The sequence below is a fragment of the Aeromicrobium sp. S22 genome (assembly GCF_009661045.1).
Classification (GTDB): domain Bacteria; phylum Actinomycetota; class Actinomycetes; order Propionibacteriales; family Nocardioidaceae; genus Aeromicrobium; species Aeromicrobium yanjiei.
Window position 1 is genome coordinate 320,773 of the sequence record NZ_WJWV01000001.1, and the last position, 15,234, is coordinate 336,006.

17 protein-coding genes and 1 riboswitch are annotated in these 15,234 nt (G+C 71.2%); of the genes, 13 read left to right on the forward strand and 4 right to left on the reverse strand.

The features are described from left to right. Position 1: 1 nt before the first annotated feature. Positions 2-670: a GPP34 family phosphoprotein gene (locus GEV27_RS01595; protein ID WP_194839901.1), complete on the reverse strand. Its 669-nt coding sequence runs from the start codon at positions 668-670 to the stop codon at positions 2-4. A 42-nt stretch (positions 671-712) separates the two neighbouring features. Here GEV27_RS01595 and GEV27_RS01600 point away from each other — a divergent pair, with 42 nt between their 5' ends. From GEV27_RS01600 to GEV27_RS01630, 7 genes are all read left to right on the forward strand, one after another. After that, positions 713-2,086: an FAD-binding oxidoreductase gene (locus GEV27_RS01600; RefSeq protein ID WP_309221972.1), complete on the forward strand. Its 1,374-nt coding sequence runs from the start codon at positions 713-715 to the stop codon at positions 2,084-2,086. Positions 2,087-2,124: 38 nt separating this feature from the next. Then, positions 2,125-2,234: riboswitch (TPP riboswitch) on the forward strand. Next, positions 2,224-2,841, forward strand: coding sequence for an ECF transporter S component (locus GEV27_RS01605; RefSeq protein WP_153654700.1), 618 nt, complete (start codon positions 2,224-2,226; stop codon positions 2,839-2,841). (Overlaps the previous riboswitch by 11 nt.) Further along, entirely contained in the window at positions 2,842-4,230 is a 1,389-nt protein-coding gene (locus GEV27_RS01610) for an ABC transporter ATP-binding protein (protein WP_153933299.1), read from the forward strand. Next, positions 4,227-4,922 (forward strand): energy-coupling factor transporter transmembrane protein EcfT, encoded by a 696-nt coding sequence (locus GEV27_RS01615; RefSeq protein WP_153654698.1) that lies wholly within the window; start codon positions 4,227-4,229, stop codon positions 4,920-4,922. Before GEV27_RS01610 ends, GEV27_RS01615 begins: the two co-directional genes overlap by 4 nt. Before the next feature lie 82 nt (positions 4,923-5,004). Then, positions 5,005-5,463 (forward strand): MaoC family dehydratase, encoded by a 459-nt coding sequence (locus tag GEV27_RS01620; protein WP_153654697.1) that lies wholly within the window; start codon positions 5,005-5,007, stop codon positions 5,461-5,463. A 1-nt stretch (position 5,464) separates the two neighbouring features. Continuing rightward, positions 5,465-6,679 carry an acyl-CoA dehydrogenase family protein gene (locus GEV27_RS01625; RefSeq protein WP_153909852.1) on the forward strand — a complete coding sequence of 405 codons (1,215 nt, stop codon included), beginning with the start codon at positions 5,465-5,467 and terminating at the stop codon, positions 6,677-6,679. Next, a complete protein-coding gene (locus GEV27_RS01630) occupies positions 6,676-7,497 on the forward strand; it encodes an SDR family oxidoreductase (protein WP_194944167.1) in 822 nt (273 codons plus the stop codon). Before GEV27_RS01625 ends, GEV27_RS01630 begins: the two co-directional genes overlap by 4 nt. Before the next feature lie 10 nt (positions 7,498-7,507). Here the strand turns inward: GEV27_RS01630 and GEV27_RS01635 are convergent, their stop codons facing one another. Continuing rightward, positions 7,508-8,980 carry a cryptochrome/photolyase family protein gene (locus GEV27_RS01635; protein ID WP_153933300.1) on the reverse strand — a complete coding sequence of 491 codons (1,473 nt, stop codon included), beginning with the start codon at positions 8,978-8,980 and terminating at the stop codon, positions 7,508-7,510. Positions 8,981-9,090: 110 nt separating this feature from the next. Here GEV27_RS01635 and GEV27_RS01640 point away from each other — a divergent pair, with 110 nt between their 5' ends. After that, the gene (locus tag GEV27_RS01640) at positions 9,091-9,462 is read left to right on the forward strand and encodes a hypothetical protein (protein WP_153654693.1); all 372 of its coding nucleotides are present in this window, start codon (positions 9,091-9,093) and stop codon (positions 9,460-9,462) included. Next, a complete protein-coding gene (gene map, locus GEV27_RS01645; RefSeq protein ID WP_153909854.1) occupies positions 9,459-10,226 on the forward strand; it encodes a type I methionyl aminopeptidase in 768 nt (255 codons plus the stop codon). The genes GEV27_RS01640 and map overlap by 4 nt, the downstream gene beginning before the upstream one ends. A gap of 143 nt (positions 10,227-10,369) precedes the next feature. On the opposite strand, the gene GEV27_RS01650 is transcribed toward map, so the two are convergent. Next, complete coding sequence (locus GEV27_RS01650; protein WP_153933301.1) at positions 10,370-11,779, reverse strand: amidase; 1,410 nt, start codon at positions 11,777-11,779, stop codon at positions 10,370-10,372. Between the two features lie 18 nt (positions 11,780-11,797). Here GEV27_RS01650 and GEV27_RS01655 point away from each other — a divergent pair, with 18 nt between their 5' ends. Beyond that, positions 11,798-12,325: a 2'-5' RNA ligase family protein gene (locus GEV27_RS01655; RefSeq protein WP_153909855.1), complete on the forward strand. Its 528-nt coding sequence runs from the start codon at positions 11,798-11,800 to the stop codon at positions 12,323-12,325. A gap of 9 nt (positions 12,326-12,334) precedes the next feature. Next, a complete protein-coding gene (locus tag GEV27_RS01660; protein ID WP_309221973.1) occupies positions 12,335-13,240 on the forward strand; it encodes a rhodanese-related sulfurtransferase in 906 nt (301 codons plus the stop codon). Here GEV27_RS01660 and GEV27_RS01665 read toward each other — a convergent pair. Beyond that, complete coding sequence (locus GEV27_RS01665) at positions 13,224-13,904, reverse strand: TetR family transcriptional regulator (RefSeq protein WP_309221974.1); 681 nt, start codon at positions 13,902-13,904, stop codon at positions 13,224-13,226. The genes GEV27_RS01660 and GEV27_RS01665 overlap by 17 nt on opposite strands. 46 nt (positions 13,905-13,950) lie before the next feature. Between GEV27_RS01665 and GEV27_RS01670 the strand changes: the two genes are divergently transcribed. Together GEV27_RS01670 and GEV27_RS01675 are read left to right on the forward strand one after the other, a co-directional pair. After that, on the forward strand, positions 13,951-14,505 hold the full coding sequence (locus GEV27_RS01670) for a TIGR03086 family metal-binding protein (RefSeq protein WP_228764908.1): 555 nt from the start codon (positions 13,951-13,953) through the stop codon (positions 14,503-14,505). Between the two features lie 123 nt (positions 14,506-14,628). After that, positions 14,629-15,192 (forward strand): TetR/AcrR family transcriptional regulator, encoded by a 564-nt coding sequence (locus tag GEV27_RS01675; RefSeq protein ID WP_153909857.1) that lies wholly within the window; start codon positions 14,629-14,631, stop codon positions 15,190-15,192. Positions 15,193-15,234 lie beyond the last annotated feature (42 nt).

Consider the following 15,234-nt stretch of genomic DNA (forward strand, 5'->3'; position numbering starts at 1 on the left):
ATCAGCTGGACGAGCTCGTGACGATGGTCGCCGCGACGATGGTCGTCGTGATCGCGCTCTGCGCGGCCTGGATGGCCTTGCGCACGCTCGCGCTGGCCCAGTCGCCCTCGGAGATGACCTTCGCGCGCGCCTTGGCCAGGGAGCGGTCGGGCTTGTCGACGACAGCCTTGGTCAGGTCGGCGGCCGACAGCAGACCGATGATCGGGCCGGTGGTCTCGTCGGCCGGCTGGCCGTTCAGCAGGCTCGCGCGTATGCCTGCCAGCAGCGCCTCGCGGCGAGCGACGTCCACCACGTCGTGGCGGGTCACCGGGAAGAGGCCGAGTGCCTTCTCCGGGCGCGGACGCACGGCACCCGCGGCGGCGAGCGCGTCGTACGTCCGCTCGCGACCCTTCTTGCCCAGCCGCGAGACCGCGCTCTGCGGCGTCAGCGGACGGCGCGCCGAGAGGACGCGCTCGAACGCCGCTTGCAGCAGTGGATCCGGCACCGGGGTCGGATCCGTCACGACGAGGCGCGCCTTGCGTCCCGTGCCCTGCAGCTCGAGCCGACCGGCCGCGACGAGGTCGAACAAGAACGCCCCGCCGAACACGGGCTCGACGGCCATCTGTCCGATCGGGGCCTTGCCGGTGTCGGAGTCGGTCAGCACGAGCAGGAAGTTCTCTGCGGTCGTCATGGTCCCCACGCTATCGGCGTCCGGCGGTGACAGCATGAGGACGTGATCAACGGCGGCGTCTCGTTCTGGTGGGAGCAGATCGGCCGGCCCGAGCAGCGTCCCGGCCTGGACGGAGACCTCGACTGCGATGTCTGCATCGTCGGCGGCGGACTCACCGGACTGTGGACCGCCTACGCCCTCGCAGGGCTCGACCCGTCGCTCGACATCGTGGTGCTGGAGGCCGAGTTCGCCGGCTTCGGGGCGTCCGGCCGCAACGGCGGCTGGCTCTCGGCCGAGCTGTCGGGGAGCAAGGGACGGTACGCCGCGACGCACGGCGCGGAGGGCGTCCGGGCACTCGTGGGAGCGATGCAGCGGGCGGTCGACGACGTCATCGAGGTGTGCCGGGTCGAGGGCATCGACGCCGACATCGCGAAGGACGGCGTGCTCTACGTGGCACGGTCGCCGTCCCAGCTCGTCCGCCTGCGCGAGGGCCTGGCCGACGACGCGTCGTGGGGGATCGGCGACTCGCACCGGGGCGAGCTGGGCGTCGACGAGCTGCGCGAGCGGGTGCACGTCGACCGTGCGGTTGGTGCCACGTTCAGCCCGCACTGCGCGCGGGTGCACCCGGCCAAGCTCGTCGCCGGGATCGCCGCGGCGGCCGAGCGGCGCGGCGTACGCATCCTGGAGGGGACCCGGGTGACCCGGATCGAGCCGGGCGTCGCCACGACCGATCACGGCGTCGTGCGGGCGGCCCGGATCCTGCGCTGCCTCGAGGGATACACCGCGAGCGTGCGGGGCCAGCGTCGTACGTGGCTGCCCATGAACTCGGCGATGATCGTGACGGAGCCGTTGCCCGCGGCGGTCTGGGACGAGATCGGCTGGGCCGGCGCCGAGCTGCTCGGGGACCGGGCCAACGCGTACTGCTACGCACAGCGCACGGCCGGCGGCCGGATCGCGCTCGGCGGACGCGGCATCCCCTACCGGTTCGGCTCCCGCACCGACGTCGACGGCCGGACGCAGGCATGGACCGTCGAGTCGCTGACCGGCATCCTGCACGGCATGTTCCCCGCGACCCGTGGCGCGGCGATCGCCCACGCGTGGTGCGGCGTGCTCGGCGTCCCCCGCGACTGGTGCGCGAGCGTGTCGTACGACCCGTCGACCGGGCTCGGCTCGGCCGGCGGCTATGTCGGCAGCGGGCTCACCACGACCCACCTCGCGGGGCGTACGCTCGCCGATCTCGTGCTGGGTCGCGAGTCCGATCTCACCGCCCTGCCGTGGGTCGACCGGTCGGTCCGTCGCTGGGAGCCGGAGCCGCTGCGATGGCTCGGCGTGCGCGCGATGTACGGCCTGTACCGGGAGGCTGATCGCCGCGAGGACCGCGGCCTCGTCCGCCCGAGCCGCCTCGCGCGGATCGGCGATCGACTGACCGGTCGGTGATCCGGGCCGCGCCTCGGCCCATCACGGGGTAACCTCGAAGCACACGACAGGGGAGCGCCACGCAGAGGGCGCTGAGAGTGCGGATCCGCCGCAGACCCTTGAACCTGCACCGGTTAGTACCGGCGAAGGGAGTCACGATGAGTTCTGCACACACGTCCCCATCCGGGTTCTACGTCCACTATCGGACGATCGACCTGGTCACCATCGCCACCTTGGGTGTCGCCTTCGGCGTCATCTTCTGGGGGTGGAACAAGGCCTATGAGCCGCTCAGCGACCTGGCCGTCTTCGGCTATCCGCCCAGCTCGGCCCTGCTCGCGGGAGTCTGGCTGACGGCGGGAGTCGTCGGCGGCCTGGTGGTCCGCAAGCCCGGCGCCGCGTTCGCGACCGAGCTGATCGCCGCGGCGGTGTCGACCGTCGTCATCGGCGGCAGCCAGTGGGGATTCAGCACGCTGGCCTCGGGCTTCTGGCAGGGGATCGGCGCCGAGCTGGTGTTCCTGCTGTTCTTCTACCGCCGGTTCGGCCTCGTCGTCGCGGCGCTCGCGGGCGCCGTCGCGGCAGGCTTCGAGGCCGTCTACGAGTGGTCGTCGTACTACCCCGACTGGGACTGGCCCTACAAGCTCGCGCACCTCGGCTTCTTCGTCACCTCGGGCGTCGTCATCGCCGGACTGGGCGGTTTTGCGCTGGTCCGTGCCCTTGCGAGGACCGGCGTCCTGGACGCGTTCGGGGCCGGGCGCGAGCAGGCCGTCGAGGTCTAGGTGCGCGGAGAGGTCCGCTTCGACGGCTTCACGTGGCGGCCGCTCGGCCGCCGTGAGCCGGTCGTCGCCGGGCTCGACCTGTCGATCGGTGCCGGCGAGCGCGTCCTGCTCGTCGGCCCGAGCGGCTCGGGCAAGTCCACGATGCTCCTGGGGCTCGCAAGTGCGCTGGGGACGACGATCGCGGGCGACCTGACCGGCTCCGCGACGGTCGACGGCCGCATCGGTCTGCTCCTGCAGAATCCCGCCGATGCGGTCGTCGCCGAGCAGATCGGTCGCGATGTCGCCTTCGGCCTGGAGAACCTCCGGGTCCGGCGCGACGAGATCTGGACGCGGGTCGACGGCGCGCTCGAGGCCGTCGGCCTGCGCCAGGGTCGTGAGCACCCGACGGGAGCCCTGTCGGGCGGTGAGCAGCAGCGCCTCGCCCTCGCGGGGGTGCTGGCGCTCGAGCCCGACGTCATGCTGCTGGACGAGCCGACCGCGATGCTGGACGCCGACACGGCCGCGACGGTCCGTAACGCGATCGTGTCGGCGGCCCGGGGTCGCACGATGATCGTGGTCGAGCACCGCATCGGTCCCTGGTTGGAGCACGTCGACCGGGTCGTCGTGCTCTCCGCCGACGGCCGGGTCGTCGCCGACGGTGACGTGGCGTCCTTCCTGGCCGGCCCCGCGCCGTCCGGCGTGTGGGCGCCCGGCATGACCGTCCCCGTCCCGCTCGACGTCCCCGCCGAGCTGGTCGCACCGACAGGGCCTGCCCCCGAGGTCGTGCTCGACGGCGTCTCGGTGGACCTCGTGCTGCGGACCCTGCGCGGCGTCCGCCGCACCCGTGCGCTGGAAGGGCTGCAGGCGACAATCCTGCCAGGGCAGGTGTCGGCGTTCACGGGTCCGAGCGGTGCGGGCAAGTCGACCGCGGTCGCGGTCGTGGGCGGACTGGTCAAGGTGAGCGAAGGCACCGTGACCCCTGACATGCGGGCCATGAGGTCGCGCGCCCTGGCAGCAGTCGCCGGGTGGGTGCCGCAGAATCCCGAGCACGGCTTCTTGACGCGTACCGTCGCCGACGAGGTCGCACACTCGGCTCGTCGCCTCGGCCGTGAGGTCGATGTCGACCGCATCCTGGACGTCTTCGGGCTCGGACGGTTCGCGCCCAGCAACCCCTATCGGCTCTCCGGCGGCGAGCAGCGCCGCCTCGCGATCGCGGCCGGGCTCGCGCACCGGCCGGGCCTGGTGCTGCTCGACGAGCCGACGGTCGGCCAGGATCCGTCGACGTGGGCGGCCGTCGCCGGCTGGATCGCGGCGACGCGGCGAGCCGGCGCCACGGTCGTGGTGTCGACGCACGACGCCGACCTGGACCGCGACGTCGACATCGCGCTGGCCGAGGGGGCGCTGCGATGAGGTCGCTCGTGGTGCGGCTCAACCCGTTGGTGCTCTTCTCGTTCGGCCTGTTCTCGCTGATCGGCTCGCTGTTCGTCCGCGATCTCACGACTGCCGCGTGGGCGGTCGGGGCGTACGCGCTGGCGGCGCTGTTGTTCCTGCCGTCGTGGCGCTATCCGCTGCTGTGCCTGCTCCTGTCGGCCGTCGCGGCGGTCACGATCGTGTACTCCACGTGGCGGCTCGGCGGCCGGGACGAGCGTGAGGCGGTCACGGCCGGACTGCGCATCCTGGTGCTCGCGTGGCCCGGCTCGGTCATGCTGGGCTATCTCGACCCGGCCCGGCTGGGCGACTACCTCGCGCAGTCGCTGCGGCTGCCGGCTCGCATGGTGGCGGCGTTCTCGGCCGCACTGCAGCGATTCCTCGGCTTCCACCTCGCGTGGCAACAGCTCGACCGGGTCCGGCGGGCCCGCGGCTTCGGAGCGGGCCGCAACCCGTTCACGAACGGTCCGTACATCGCCGACATGTCCTTCGCCCTGCTGGTGCAGGCGCTGCGGGGGGCGTCGGCCTCGTCGATCGCGATGGACGCCCGCGGGTTCGCGACCGCCCACGACCGCACCTGGGCGGAGCGGGCGTCCTGGAGCGTCCTCGATCGCGCCGCCACCGTCCTGGCCGCGGCGCTGGGCGCAGTGCCCGTGGTCGTCCATCTCATCTGACCTCTGGCGCGTGGCCCGCGCGGCGGCTAGGGTGCGGGCTAAGCAAGCGCTTACCCGCAATCGTCCTTCAGTGAGGTCCCCCATGCCCCGTGTGTTCGACAGTCTCGACAAGTTCAAGGCCGCCGCCGGTGAGGAGCTCGGCACCAGCGAGTGGCTCACGGTGACCCAGGAGCAGATCAACACGTTCGCCGACGCGACCGGCGACCACCAGTGGATCCACGTCGATCCCGAGCGCGCTGCCCAGGGCCCGTTCGGCGGGACGATCGCCCACGGCTACCTCACGCTGTCGCTGCTGCCGGTCTTCGGCTCGCAGATCTACGACATCCGCGGCCTGGCGTTCGGCATGAACTACGGAGCCAACAAGGTGCGCTTCCCCAGCCCGGTCCCGGTCGGCTCGCGGCTGCGCGCCACCGCGACGCTGGTCGACACCAAGGACATCGCGATCGGCACGCAGGTGATCATCAACTTCGTGATCGAGCGTGAGGGTGCCGACAAGCCCGTCTGCATCGCCGAGGTCGTCTACGTCATGGCAGGTGAGTGAGATGCAGTTCGGACACGACGACAAGACGCTCGACCTCATCGCGAAGGTCGAGGCGTTCATGGACGCCGAGGTCTACCCGGCCGAGGGGATCCTCAAGGAGCAGATCGAGGACAACGTCGCGAACGACCGCTGGACGTTCCCCCCGATCGTCATGGAGCTGCGTGAGAAGGCCAAGGCGCAGGGGCTGTGGAACTTCTTCGACCCGAGCGAGAACGGCGCCGGCCTGACGAACCTGCAGTACGCGCCGATCGCCGAGATCACCGGACGCAGCATCCAGATGGCCCCGGCCGTCTTCAACTGCGCCGCGCCCGACACGGGCAACATGGAGGTGCTGAGCATGTTCGGTACCGACGAGCAGAAGAAGCTGTGGCTCGAGCCGCTGCTCGCGGGCGACATCCGCTCGGCGTTCGCGATGACCGAGCCCCAGGTCGCCTCGTCCGACGCCACCAACATCGAGCTCAGCATCGTCCGCGACGGCGACGACTACGTCATCAACGGTCGCAAGTGGTGGATCACCGGCGCGATGAACCCGGACTGCAAGATCTTCATCGTCATGGGCAAGACCGACCCGACCGCCGACCGGCACCGCCAGCAGTCGATGATCCTGGTCGAGCGGGACACCCCCGGCCTCGAGATCATCCGCGGGATGCGCGTCTTCGGCTACCACGACCGCGACCACGGCGGCCACGCCGAGATGCGGTTCACCGACGTGCGCGTGCCGGCGGCCAACCTGATCGCGGGCGAGGGCGACGGCTTCGCGATCGCCCAGGCGCGTCTCGGGCCCGGCCGGATCCACCACTGCATGCGGTCCCTCGGCATCGCCGAGCGCGCGGTCGAGATGATGAGCCGGCGGGCCCTCGAGCGCGTCGCGTTCGGCAAGCCGATCGCCGACCAGGGCGTCGTCCGCGACTGGATCGCGGAGTCGCGGGTCAAGATCGAGCAGCTGCGGCTGCTGACCCTCAAGGCCGCGTGGCTCATGGACACCGCGGGCAACAAGGCCGCGCACACCGAGATCCAGGCCATCAAGATCGCGACCCCGGCCGCGGTCGAGTGGATCCTCGACAAGGCCATCCAGGTGCACGGAGCCGGTGGCCTGTCCCAGGACTTCCCGCTCGCGGAGTGGTTCGCCGGCATGCGCACGCTGCGGTTCGCCGACGGACCGGACGAGGTGCACAAGAACGCCCTGGCCCGCGCCGAGATCAAGAAGTATCGGTGACCCTCCAGGTCGGCGGCGCGGTCGCCGTCGTCACGGGTGCCGCGAGCGGCATCGGTGAGGCGCTGGCCCAGCGCCTGCTCGAGCGGGGCGCGACGGTCGTCATCGGCGATCTCGACGCGTCCCGCCTCGAGCGGACGGCGGCCAGGCTCGGCGCCGACCACCCGGGACGCGTCTCGCACGTCGCGGGCGACGCCGCCGACCCCGAGCACGTCGCGGCGCTGATCGCGGCTGCCGGCGAGGTGGACGTGTTCTTCGCCAACGCCGGCGTGTTCAGGGGCTTCGGCCTGGACGCGTCCGATGAGGAGTGGGCCTCGTCGTGGGACGTCAACGTGCGCTCCCACGTCCTGGCGGCCCGTGCGCTGGTGCCCGGCTGGCTCGAGCGCGCCGCCGCGGGCGGTGCGGGCGGCTGCTTCGTCAGCACGGCCTCGGCCGCGGGTCTGCTGACCCAGCTGGGCTCACCGACGTACTCCACGACCAAGCACGCGGCGGTCGGCTTCGCCGAGTGGCTCGCCGCGACGTACGGCGATCGTGGCCTGCAGGTCGTGTGCGCGTGCCCGATGGGCGTGCGCACCGACATGCTCTCGGAGGGGGAGTCGGCCGGGGACGCCGATGCGTCCCTCGGGATGCGCTCGGTGGTGAGCGCGGGTGAGCCGGTGACGCCGCTCGAGGTCGCCGACGTGGTGCTCGGGGCGGTCGAGGAGGGCCGGTTCTTCGCCCTGCCGCACCCTGAGGTCGGCACGATGTACGCCCGCAAGGCTGCCGACACCGATCACTGGATCTCGGGCATGCAACGCTTCCGCACGTCGCTCGGCGGCTGATCGTCCGCGATCAGGTCAGCCACCGGGCGGCGGCCCGGGTGTGGGCGGCCTTCTTCTCCGGCGCCATCGCGTCGTACATGCGCGTCATCATCGACGCGCGGCGATTGTCCTCGAACACCTCGCGGTGATCGCGGACGAACGTCCAGTAGAGGCCGTCCCAGTCCGCGGTCCAGTCGCCGGTCGGCAGGTCCGACATCTTGCGCAGGTAGTTGCTGCCCGACACGTACGGCTTGGTCGTGATGGCGTCGCCCGCCGCGAACTGGCTCATCGCATAGACGTTGGGCACCATCACCCAGTCGTACGCGTCGACGTACATCTCCATGAACCACTCGTGGATCGCGTCGGGATCGGTGCGCAGCAGGCACATCGCATTGCCCGCGACCATCAGCCGTTCGATGTGGTGGCTCCAGCCGTGCTCGAGGACCCGGTCGACGACCAGGTCGACAGGCGGCAGTCCCGTCGACGCCGTCCACCAGCCCGGGTCGAGGGGCCGCGTGTGCTGCAGGCGGTTGCTGGTGCGCATGCGCGCGCCGTACAGGACGTACGTGGCCCGCATGTACTCCCGCCAGCCGATGACCTGGCGCACGAACCCCTCGACCGACGGCAGGTCCACGCCGTCGGCCGCGTCGAGGGCGCGCTCGACGACGTCCGCCGGGGAGAGCAGCCCGATGTTGAGCCCTGGCGTCATGACCGAGTGGAACAGGAACGGGTGCTGGGCGCTGATGGCGTCCTCGAACGGGCCGAACTGGGAGAACCGCTCGGCGAGGAAGGCCTCGTAGGCCGTCTCGGCCTCGTCGTGCGAGGTCGGCCAATGGAACGTGTCGGCGCGCCCCGGGTTGTCCGGGAAGTGCTCGGCGACCCACGCGATCGCCTCGTCCACCTCGGGATGGCGGCGCGGCCACGGCACGTCGGGCACCGGGTGCCGGCGCGGCAGCTTCTTGCGGTTCTCGGTGTCGTACGACCACTGGCCGCCGACCGGCCGGTCGTCGTCGACGAGGACGTCGAGCTGCCGTCGTTGCCAGGCGTAGAAGTGCTGCATGCGCGCGGGGTGGTCGCCGAACCAGTCCGTGAGCTGGTCGCGGGTGGTCAGGAAGTTGGGCGACTCGAGCACGTGGAGGGACGCCGGGTCCAGCCCCGCCTCCCTCACGGCCGTCGCGATGTCGCGGGAGAGCCAGTCGTCGACGACGTCGAACATCGTCACCGTGGCCGGCTCGAGCTGCCGCAACAGGGCGGCGAGCCTGGCCACGCTGGTGTGGTGTGCATCAGTCTCGATGACCTCGACGTCGAACGACGCCTCGCGCAGCCTGGTGGCGAACCGACGCATCGAGGCCCGGTGCAGTACGAGCTTCTGCACGTGGAAGCGGTACTGACGAAAGAACAGGTCGTCCTCGACCAGGACGAAGATCGTCCCGGCCGGCGCCTCGAGGTGCTCGACGAACAGCTGGTGCGGGGACACGAGTCGGACGGACGGCGCTCGGCTCATGTCTCGACGGTAGTCAGATCGGGCCGTTCCGCGACCTCAGCCCACGCTCGCGCGTGGGACGGGCGCACGCCCCGCGTAGGGTGGACGATGACGTCGAAGGGGTGTGCTGGGTGAAGAGCGGACGCGCAATGGTGGCGATGATGATCGCCGAGGTGGTGGCAGTGGTGGTCTACGTCGTGGACCGGACTGACATCGACGTCAGCGACTGGACCACCGGTCTGCGGATCGCCCTCGTGGCCGCCGCGGCTCTCGTGGCGATCGCGACGTACGCGACCTGGTCCCACCGCAACACCGTCCACACCCTGTGCGCGATGCTGCTGGGTCTGCTCGGCGGCGCGGCACTCGTCGCGGCGGTCAGCACCGGTGGCGGTGACGAGGTCTACGGCAGCGGCCCGATGGCCCTCGTGGGTACCCTCGCGATCGTCGCGGCGGTCGTCGTCTCCCAGATCGCCTCATCCCGCTTGAAGGAAGAATCCCGATGATCGAGCTGCTCACTCCCACCCAGCTGGACGAGATGCGACCGGCCGGACGGTTCGTCGCCTCTGTCCTGACCGCACTGTCGGAGAAGGCCGCGGTCGGGGTCGACCTGCTCGATCTCGATGCGCTCGCCCACGACATGATCCGCGACGCGGGCGCAGAGTCCTGCTACATCGACTACCACCCCTCGTTCGGTGCGATGCCGTTCGGCAAGGTGCTCTGCACGTCGGTCAACGACGCGGTGCTGCACGGTCTGCCGCACAAGTACAAGCTGCGCGACGGCGACCTGTTGAGCCTGGACTTCGCGGCGTCGCTGAACGGCTGGGTCTGTGACTCCGCGGTCAGCGTCGTCGTCGGCACGCCCCGCGAGGAGGACGTGCGGCTGATCGAGCACGCGCAGGAGGCGCTCGACGCCGCGATCGCCGTCGCGCGTCCGGGCAACCGGGTCGGCGACATCTCCGCGGCGATCGGTGCTGTGGGGCGCTCGCACGGCCTCAAGATCAACACCCAGTTCGGTGGCCACGGCGTGGGTCGCACGATGCACGGCGACCCCCACATCGCCAACGACGGCAAGGCCGGGCGCGGCCTGCCGCTCAAGCCGGGACTCGTCATCGCGATCGAGCCGTGGTTCCTGCACACCACCGACGACATCCGCATGGACGAGGACGGCTGGACCATCCGCAGCGCCGACGGCTCCCGAGGCGCCCACGTCGAGCACACGATCGCGATCACCGACGGTGACCCGATCATCATGACCGCCCGCGACTGACCCGTCCCGGATTCCCAGGAGAACCTGGGAATCCGCAGGGCCTCACCCCGGTTTCTGGCACGTCACCCTTGGTACGACCGGGGTGCCGTGTCAGATTCCGGGGTTCTCCTGGGAAACCGCGCCCAGGCGCCACGCGGCGGCGGTCAGAAGCCGGGGGGCCGGCGGCCCGACCAGGGGGCGGCGGTCTCGACCTGGGCGCAGAGGCTGAACAGCAGGCCGTCCCGGCCGGGGTGGGTCGCGAGCATGACGCCGATCGGCAGGCCGTCGTCCGACCAGTGCAGCGGCAGGCTCGCCGCGGGCTGGCCCGTCATGTTGTAGAGCCCGGTGTACGGCGTGTAGAGCAGCTCGCGGTGGTGGTCCTCGACCGGATCGCCGGACTCGTTGAACCACTCGACCGGCTGCGGCGGCAGCGCGAGGGTCGGCGTGAGGAAGGCGTCGAACGGCTGCAGGCCGGCGACGACGTCGCGGGTGGTCGCCTCGAGGAACCGCATGGCACCGGCCAGGTCGACGGCGGAGGCCCGACCTCCGCGCTCGCGCCAGTAGCGCGTGTTGGCCCGTAGCAGGGCCTCGGCCTCGGGAGGGAACGGCGCCGCGGCGATGCCGCTGGACCAGATCACGTTGAACTGCGGCTCGAGCTCCTGCGGGAACGGGTTCGCGATGTCGACGACGTCGTGCCCGAGCGAGGCGAGCAGCGCGCTCGCCTGCTCCCAGGCCGCGACGGCGTCCGCGCCGGGGGAGATCCCGTCGAGATGGGTGCCCGACCAGCGGGCGATGCGCAGCCGACCGGGCTCGCGGCGGGCCCGCTCGACGAACGGGACGTCGGGATCGGGCAGCGGGCGCACGTCGCCGGGCATCGCGTGCGCCATCGCGTCGAGGAGCGCCGCGGCGTCACGGACGGTGCGGGTGAGCGGCCCGTCCACCCCGAGACCGCTCCAGTCCGATCCCGTCGGGCCCGCACTGACGCGGCCCCGGCTCGGCTTGAACCCGAAGATGCCGCACGAGCTGGCCGGGATGCGGATCGATCCGCCGCCGTCGCTGCCCTGGGCCAGCGGCACGAGCCCGGCTGACACGGCCGCGGCCGCGCCACCGCTCGAACCGCCGGCGTTGCGCGTCAGGTCCCAGGGGGTACGAGCGGGGCCGACGAGGTCGTTGTCCGTGTAGGACGACAGGCCGAACTCGGGGGTGTTGGTCTTGCCCAGGCTGATGAAGCCCGCGCGCCGGACGAGGTCCACGACGTACGCGTCGGTGTCCGGCACGACGTCACGCATCGCCGCCGAGCCCATCGAGGTGGGCACTCCCGCAGTCGGGGTCAGGTCCTTGATCGCCGTCGGCACGCCGGCGAAGGCGGGCGCGGCGCCGGAGGCGATCGCGGCGTCCGCCTCCCCCGCCTGGGCCAGCGCCAGGTCGGCGGTGACGGTGACGAACGCGCCCAGGTCGGCGGCGTACCGGTCGATGCGGTCCAGATGGTGCCGCACGAGCTCGACCGAGGAGACCTCGCCGCCCCGCAGCAGCTCGGCCTGGTCGGTGGCGTCCAGCTCGTGAAGCTCGCTCATGTGCACGACGATAGACCGATGGTGCAGTCGGTCGAGATCGTCCTGGACGAAGGGCTCGATGGGCTCGTCCGCGAGGAGTGGGCCGCGCTGCTCGATGCGGGGCTGCCCAGCCAGGCGCGGCACACGGGCGAGTCGAACGCCCCTCACATCACGCTCGGCCTGGCCAGCGCGGTGACGCCTGCCGTCGAGCAGGCGCTGCACGGGCTGGCTGCCCCGCGCGACATGGCGATACGCCTGGGCGGCTGGCTCGTCTTCAGCGGACGTCGCCACGTCCTGGCCCGCGCCGTCGTGCCGTCCGCCGAGCTGCTGTCACTGCACGCACAGGTGGCGCAGGCGATGGAGGGCCTGCCCGACCAGCCGTCGACCACCGCCCCCGGACGGTGGACGCCCCACGTGACGCTGGCCCGGCGGCTCGCCCCGGAGGCGCTCGCCCTCGCGCTCGAGGTGCTGGGCGGACGGCCGCGCCACCTCGAGGGCGGGCTCGGCAGCCTGCGTCGCTGGGACGGCGATGCGCGGGTGACGTGGCACCTCGGAGCCACCTCCTAGAATCGGGTGGTGGCCACCCCCAAAGTCCTCCTGTTCTACGGCTTCGCGCCGCTCGCCGATCCCGAGGCGATCCGGCTGTGGCAGCGCACGCTGTGCGAGTCGCTCGGCGTCCGCGGGCGCATCATCGTCTCGAAGGACGGCATCAACGCGACGCTCGGCGGTGACGTCGTGCAGCTCAAGAAGTACGTCAAGGGCACCCGTGCGTACGCGCCGTTCAAGGACATCGACTTCAAGTGGAGCGAGGGTCGTGCGCTCGAGGACGGCACCACGGCAGACTTCCCGCGGCTGAGCGTCCGTGTGCGTGACGAGCTCGTGACGTTCGGCGCGCCCGACGAGCTCGAGGTCGACGAGAACGGGGTGGTCGACGGCGGGACGCACCTGAGCCCAGCAGAGCTCCACGCGCTGGTGCAGGAGAAGGACGTCGTCTTCTTCGACGGGCGCAACCAGATCGAGTCGGCCGTCGGGCACTTCGCTGGCGCGATCAGGCCACCGGTCGAGACCACGCGCGAGTTCATCGCAGCGCTCGACAGCGGCGCGTACGACCACCTCAAGGACCAGCCGGTCGTCACCTACTGCACGGGCGGGATCCGCTGCGAGGTGCTGACGCCGCTGATGAAGAAGCGCGGCTTCCAGGAGGTCTACCAGCTCGACGGCGGCATCGCGACGTACGGCGAGGCGTACGGCGACGACGGCCTCTGGCAGGGTGCGCTGTACGTCTTCGACGACCGCATCACGATGACCTTCTCCGATCATCCCGCGCTCGTGGGGACGTGCGACACGTGCGGCACGGGCACCAGCCACGTGGCCGACTGCGGCGACGTCTCGTGCGTGCGCCAGATGGTGCGGTGCGAGGGGTGTGTCGCGCGCGAGGCGATGTGCGATCGCCACGCGGTGACGGTCAGCTCGTCGGCTTGAGGGTGCGGACCAGGCCGATGACGTCGTCGACGAGTCCGCGCACGCCCGGCAACCGGGTCAGCCGCAGAGCGCGGTCGATGATCGGGACCGCCTGGCGCACCAGCTGACGACTGCGCTCCTGGCCCTCGCTCGAGTCGTGCACCCAGAACAGGACGACGCCCATCTGGGTCAGCCACAACAGCTCGGGCAGCTCCTCGCGGAGGGCCTTCGCGAGCTTGATGTCGGAGCCCTCGACGACGTCGCGGAACAGGCCGATCGAGGCGAGGCGAGTGGCTTCGGAGTCCTTGCTGAACGGTGACAGCGGGCTGGTGGGCTCGGCGGCGGTCTTGAAGAACTTGCCCGCGAACTCGTGGTAGGGCTCGGCCACGTCGATCCACGCCATCAGGACGCCGGTCAGGCGCTCATCGAAGGTCGTCGTGCCGGTCAGCGCCTCGGTGGCCGCGGCTGCGTGCTCGACGTTGATCTGGTCGTAGTACGCCTGGATCAGGTGTTCCTTGGACGAGAAGTAGTAGTACGCATTGCCGATGGACACCCCCGCCCGGTCGGCGATCGCGCGCATCGTGGCCTTCTCGTAGCCGTAGAGGCGGAACAGCTGCATGGCTGCGTCGATGATCGACTGCCGGGTCTGCTCGGCCTTGGCGGAACGGGTCGGGGAGTCGGGCACGACTTCAATCTAGCCTCCGGGGCACAGACGGTGGAGAATGGCGGCCATGGACAGTCCCGCCGACGCCCATCGCGAGGTCGCCCGGATCTTCTCCGAGCGGGTCGCGGGTGTGCGCGACTGGGACGCGCCCGCCCCGGTCGAGGGCTGGACGGCACGAGACGTCGTCGGGCACCTGGTGGGCTGGCTCCCGGGCTTCCTGTCCGGCGGCGGGGTCGAGCTGCCGTCCGGCCCGTCCGTCGCGGACGACCCGGTCGCAGCCTGGCGGCACCACGCGGATGCGGTCCAGTCGCTGCTGGAGTCCGGACGGGCGGCCGAGGACTTCACGCATCCGCAGGCCGGGACGCAGGTCCTCGGCCGGCTGGTCGAGAGCTTCTACGTCGCCGACGTCTTCATGCACACCTGGGACCTGGCCCGGGCGAGCGGTCAGGACGACAGCTTGGACCCCGCGCGGTGCGAGGCGCTGCTGGCCGGGATGAGGCCGATCGAGGAGCTGCTGCGCGGCTCGGGCCAGTACGGGCCGGCCGTGCCCGTGCCCGAGGACGCCTCGGTGCAGGACCGGCTGATGGGCTTCATCGGCCGCGATCCCGCCTGGACGCCATGAGGCGTCCGCGAGCCGCCGTGGGGGAGACGATGCGGTGAGCGAGGTCACGGCACTCGAGTGGGCACGGCGGCGGATCTCCGCGTAGCATCGAAACGAAACGGTTTCGTACGCCCAAGGAGCGCTGTGAGTCGACTGACTGCCGAAAGGCTGCAGGAGCTGTATGCGGGCACTCTCGCCCTCGTTGCCGAGCACGGCTACGACAACCTGACGATGGACCAGGTCGCGGAGGCGACCCGCTCGAGCAAGGCGACCCTCTACCGCCAGTGGGGCAGCAAGTCGGCGCTCGTCGTCGAGGCCCTGCAGTGCGTAGGGGAGACCGAGCTGGAGCTCCCGGACACGGGGACCCTGCGCGGGGACCTCCTGTCGATGGTCGAGCGCGCGGAGGGCCAGGAGCACGACGCCGACATGCTCGCGGCGATCATGCACGCGGTCCGTCAGGACGAGGAGCTCGCCGAGGCTGTGCGCGCGCAGATCCTCGAGCCCGGCCGCGATCGCATCCGCGAGGTCGTCGCCCGTGCCGTCGAGCGCGGTGAGGTTGCCGCGGACTGCCCGGGGCTCGTCTTCGTCGACTACGTGTTCATCGCGCCCATCGTCCTGCACCACCTGCTCGAGGGCGAGGAGCCGTCCCAGGACTTCCTGCGCCGGTACGTCGACGGCGCGCTCCTGCCCGCCCTCGGCATCCACTGACCCGTCTCACCCCCTTCAAGAACCCCTACAAGGAAGAACTTC

Bases quoted from the DNA above. Each gene is read 5' to 3' on its own strand.
- GEV27_RS01595 (WP_194839901.1), bottom strand. From the start codon at position 670: ATGACGACCGCAGAGAACTTCCTGCTCGTGCTGACCGACTCCGACACC.
- GEV27_RS01605 (WP_153654700.1), top strand. From the start codon at position 2,224: ATGAGTTCTGCACACACGTCCCCATCCGGGTTCTACGTCCACTATCGG.
- GEV27_RS01615 (WP_153654698.1), top strand. From the start codon at position 4,227: ATGAGGTCGCTCGTGGTGCGGCTCAACCCGTTGGTGCTCTTCTCGTTC.
- GEV27_RS01620 (WP_153654697.1), top strand. From the start codon at position 5,005: ATGCCCCGTGTGTTCGACAGTCTCGACAAGTTCAAGGCCGCCGCCGGT.
- GEV27_RS01625 (WP_153909852.1), top strand. From the start codon at position 5,465: ATGCAGTTCGGACACGACGACAAGACGCTCGACCTCATCGCGAAGGTC.
- GEV27_RS01635 (WP_153933300.1), bottom strand. From the start codon at position 8,980: ATGAGCCGAGCGCCGTCCGTCCGACTCGTGTCCCCGCACCAGCTGTTC.
- map (WP_153909854.1), top strand. From the start codon at position 9,459: ATGATCGAGCTGCTCACTCCCACCCAGCTGGACGAGATGCGACCGGCC.
- GEV27_RS01650 (WP_153933301.1), bottom strand. From the start codon at position 11,779: ATGAGCGAGCTTCACGAGCTGGACGCCACCGACCAGGCCGAGCTGCTG.
- GEV27_RS01655 (WP_153909855.1), top strand. From the start codon at position 11,798: ATGGTGCAGTCGGTCGAGATCGTCCTGGACGAAGGGCTCGATGGGCTC.
- GEV27_RS01670 (WP_228764908.1), top strand. From the start codon at position 13,951: ATGGACAGTCCCGCCGACGCCCATCGCGAGGTCGCCCGGATCTTCTCC.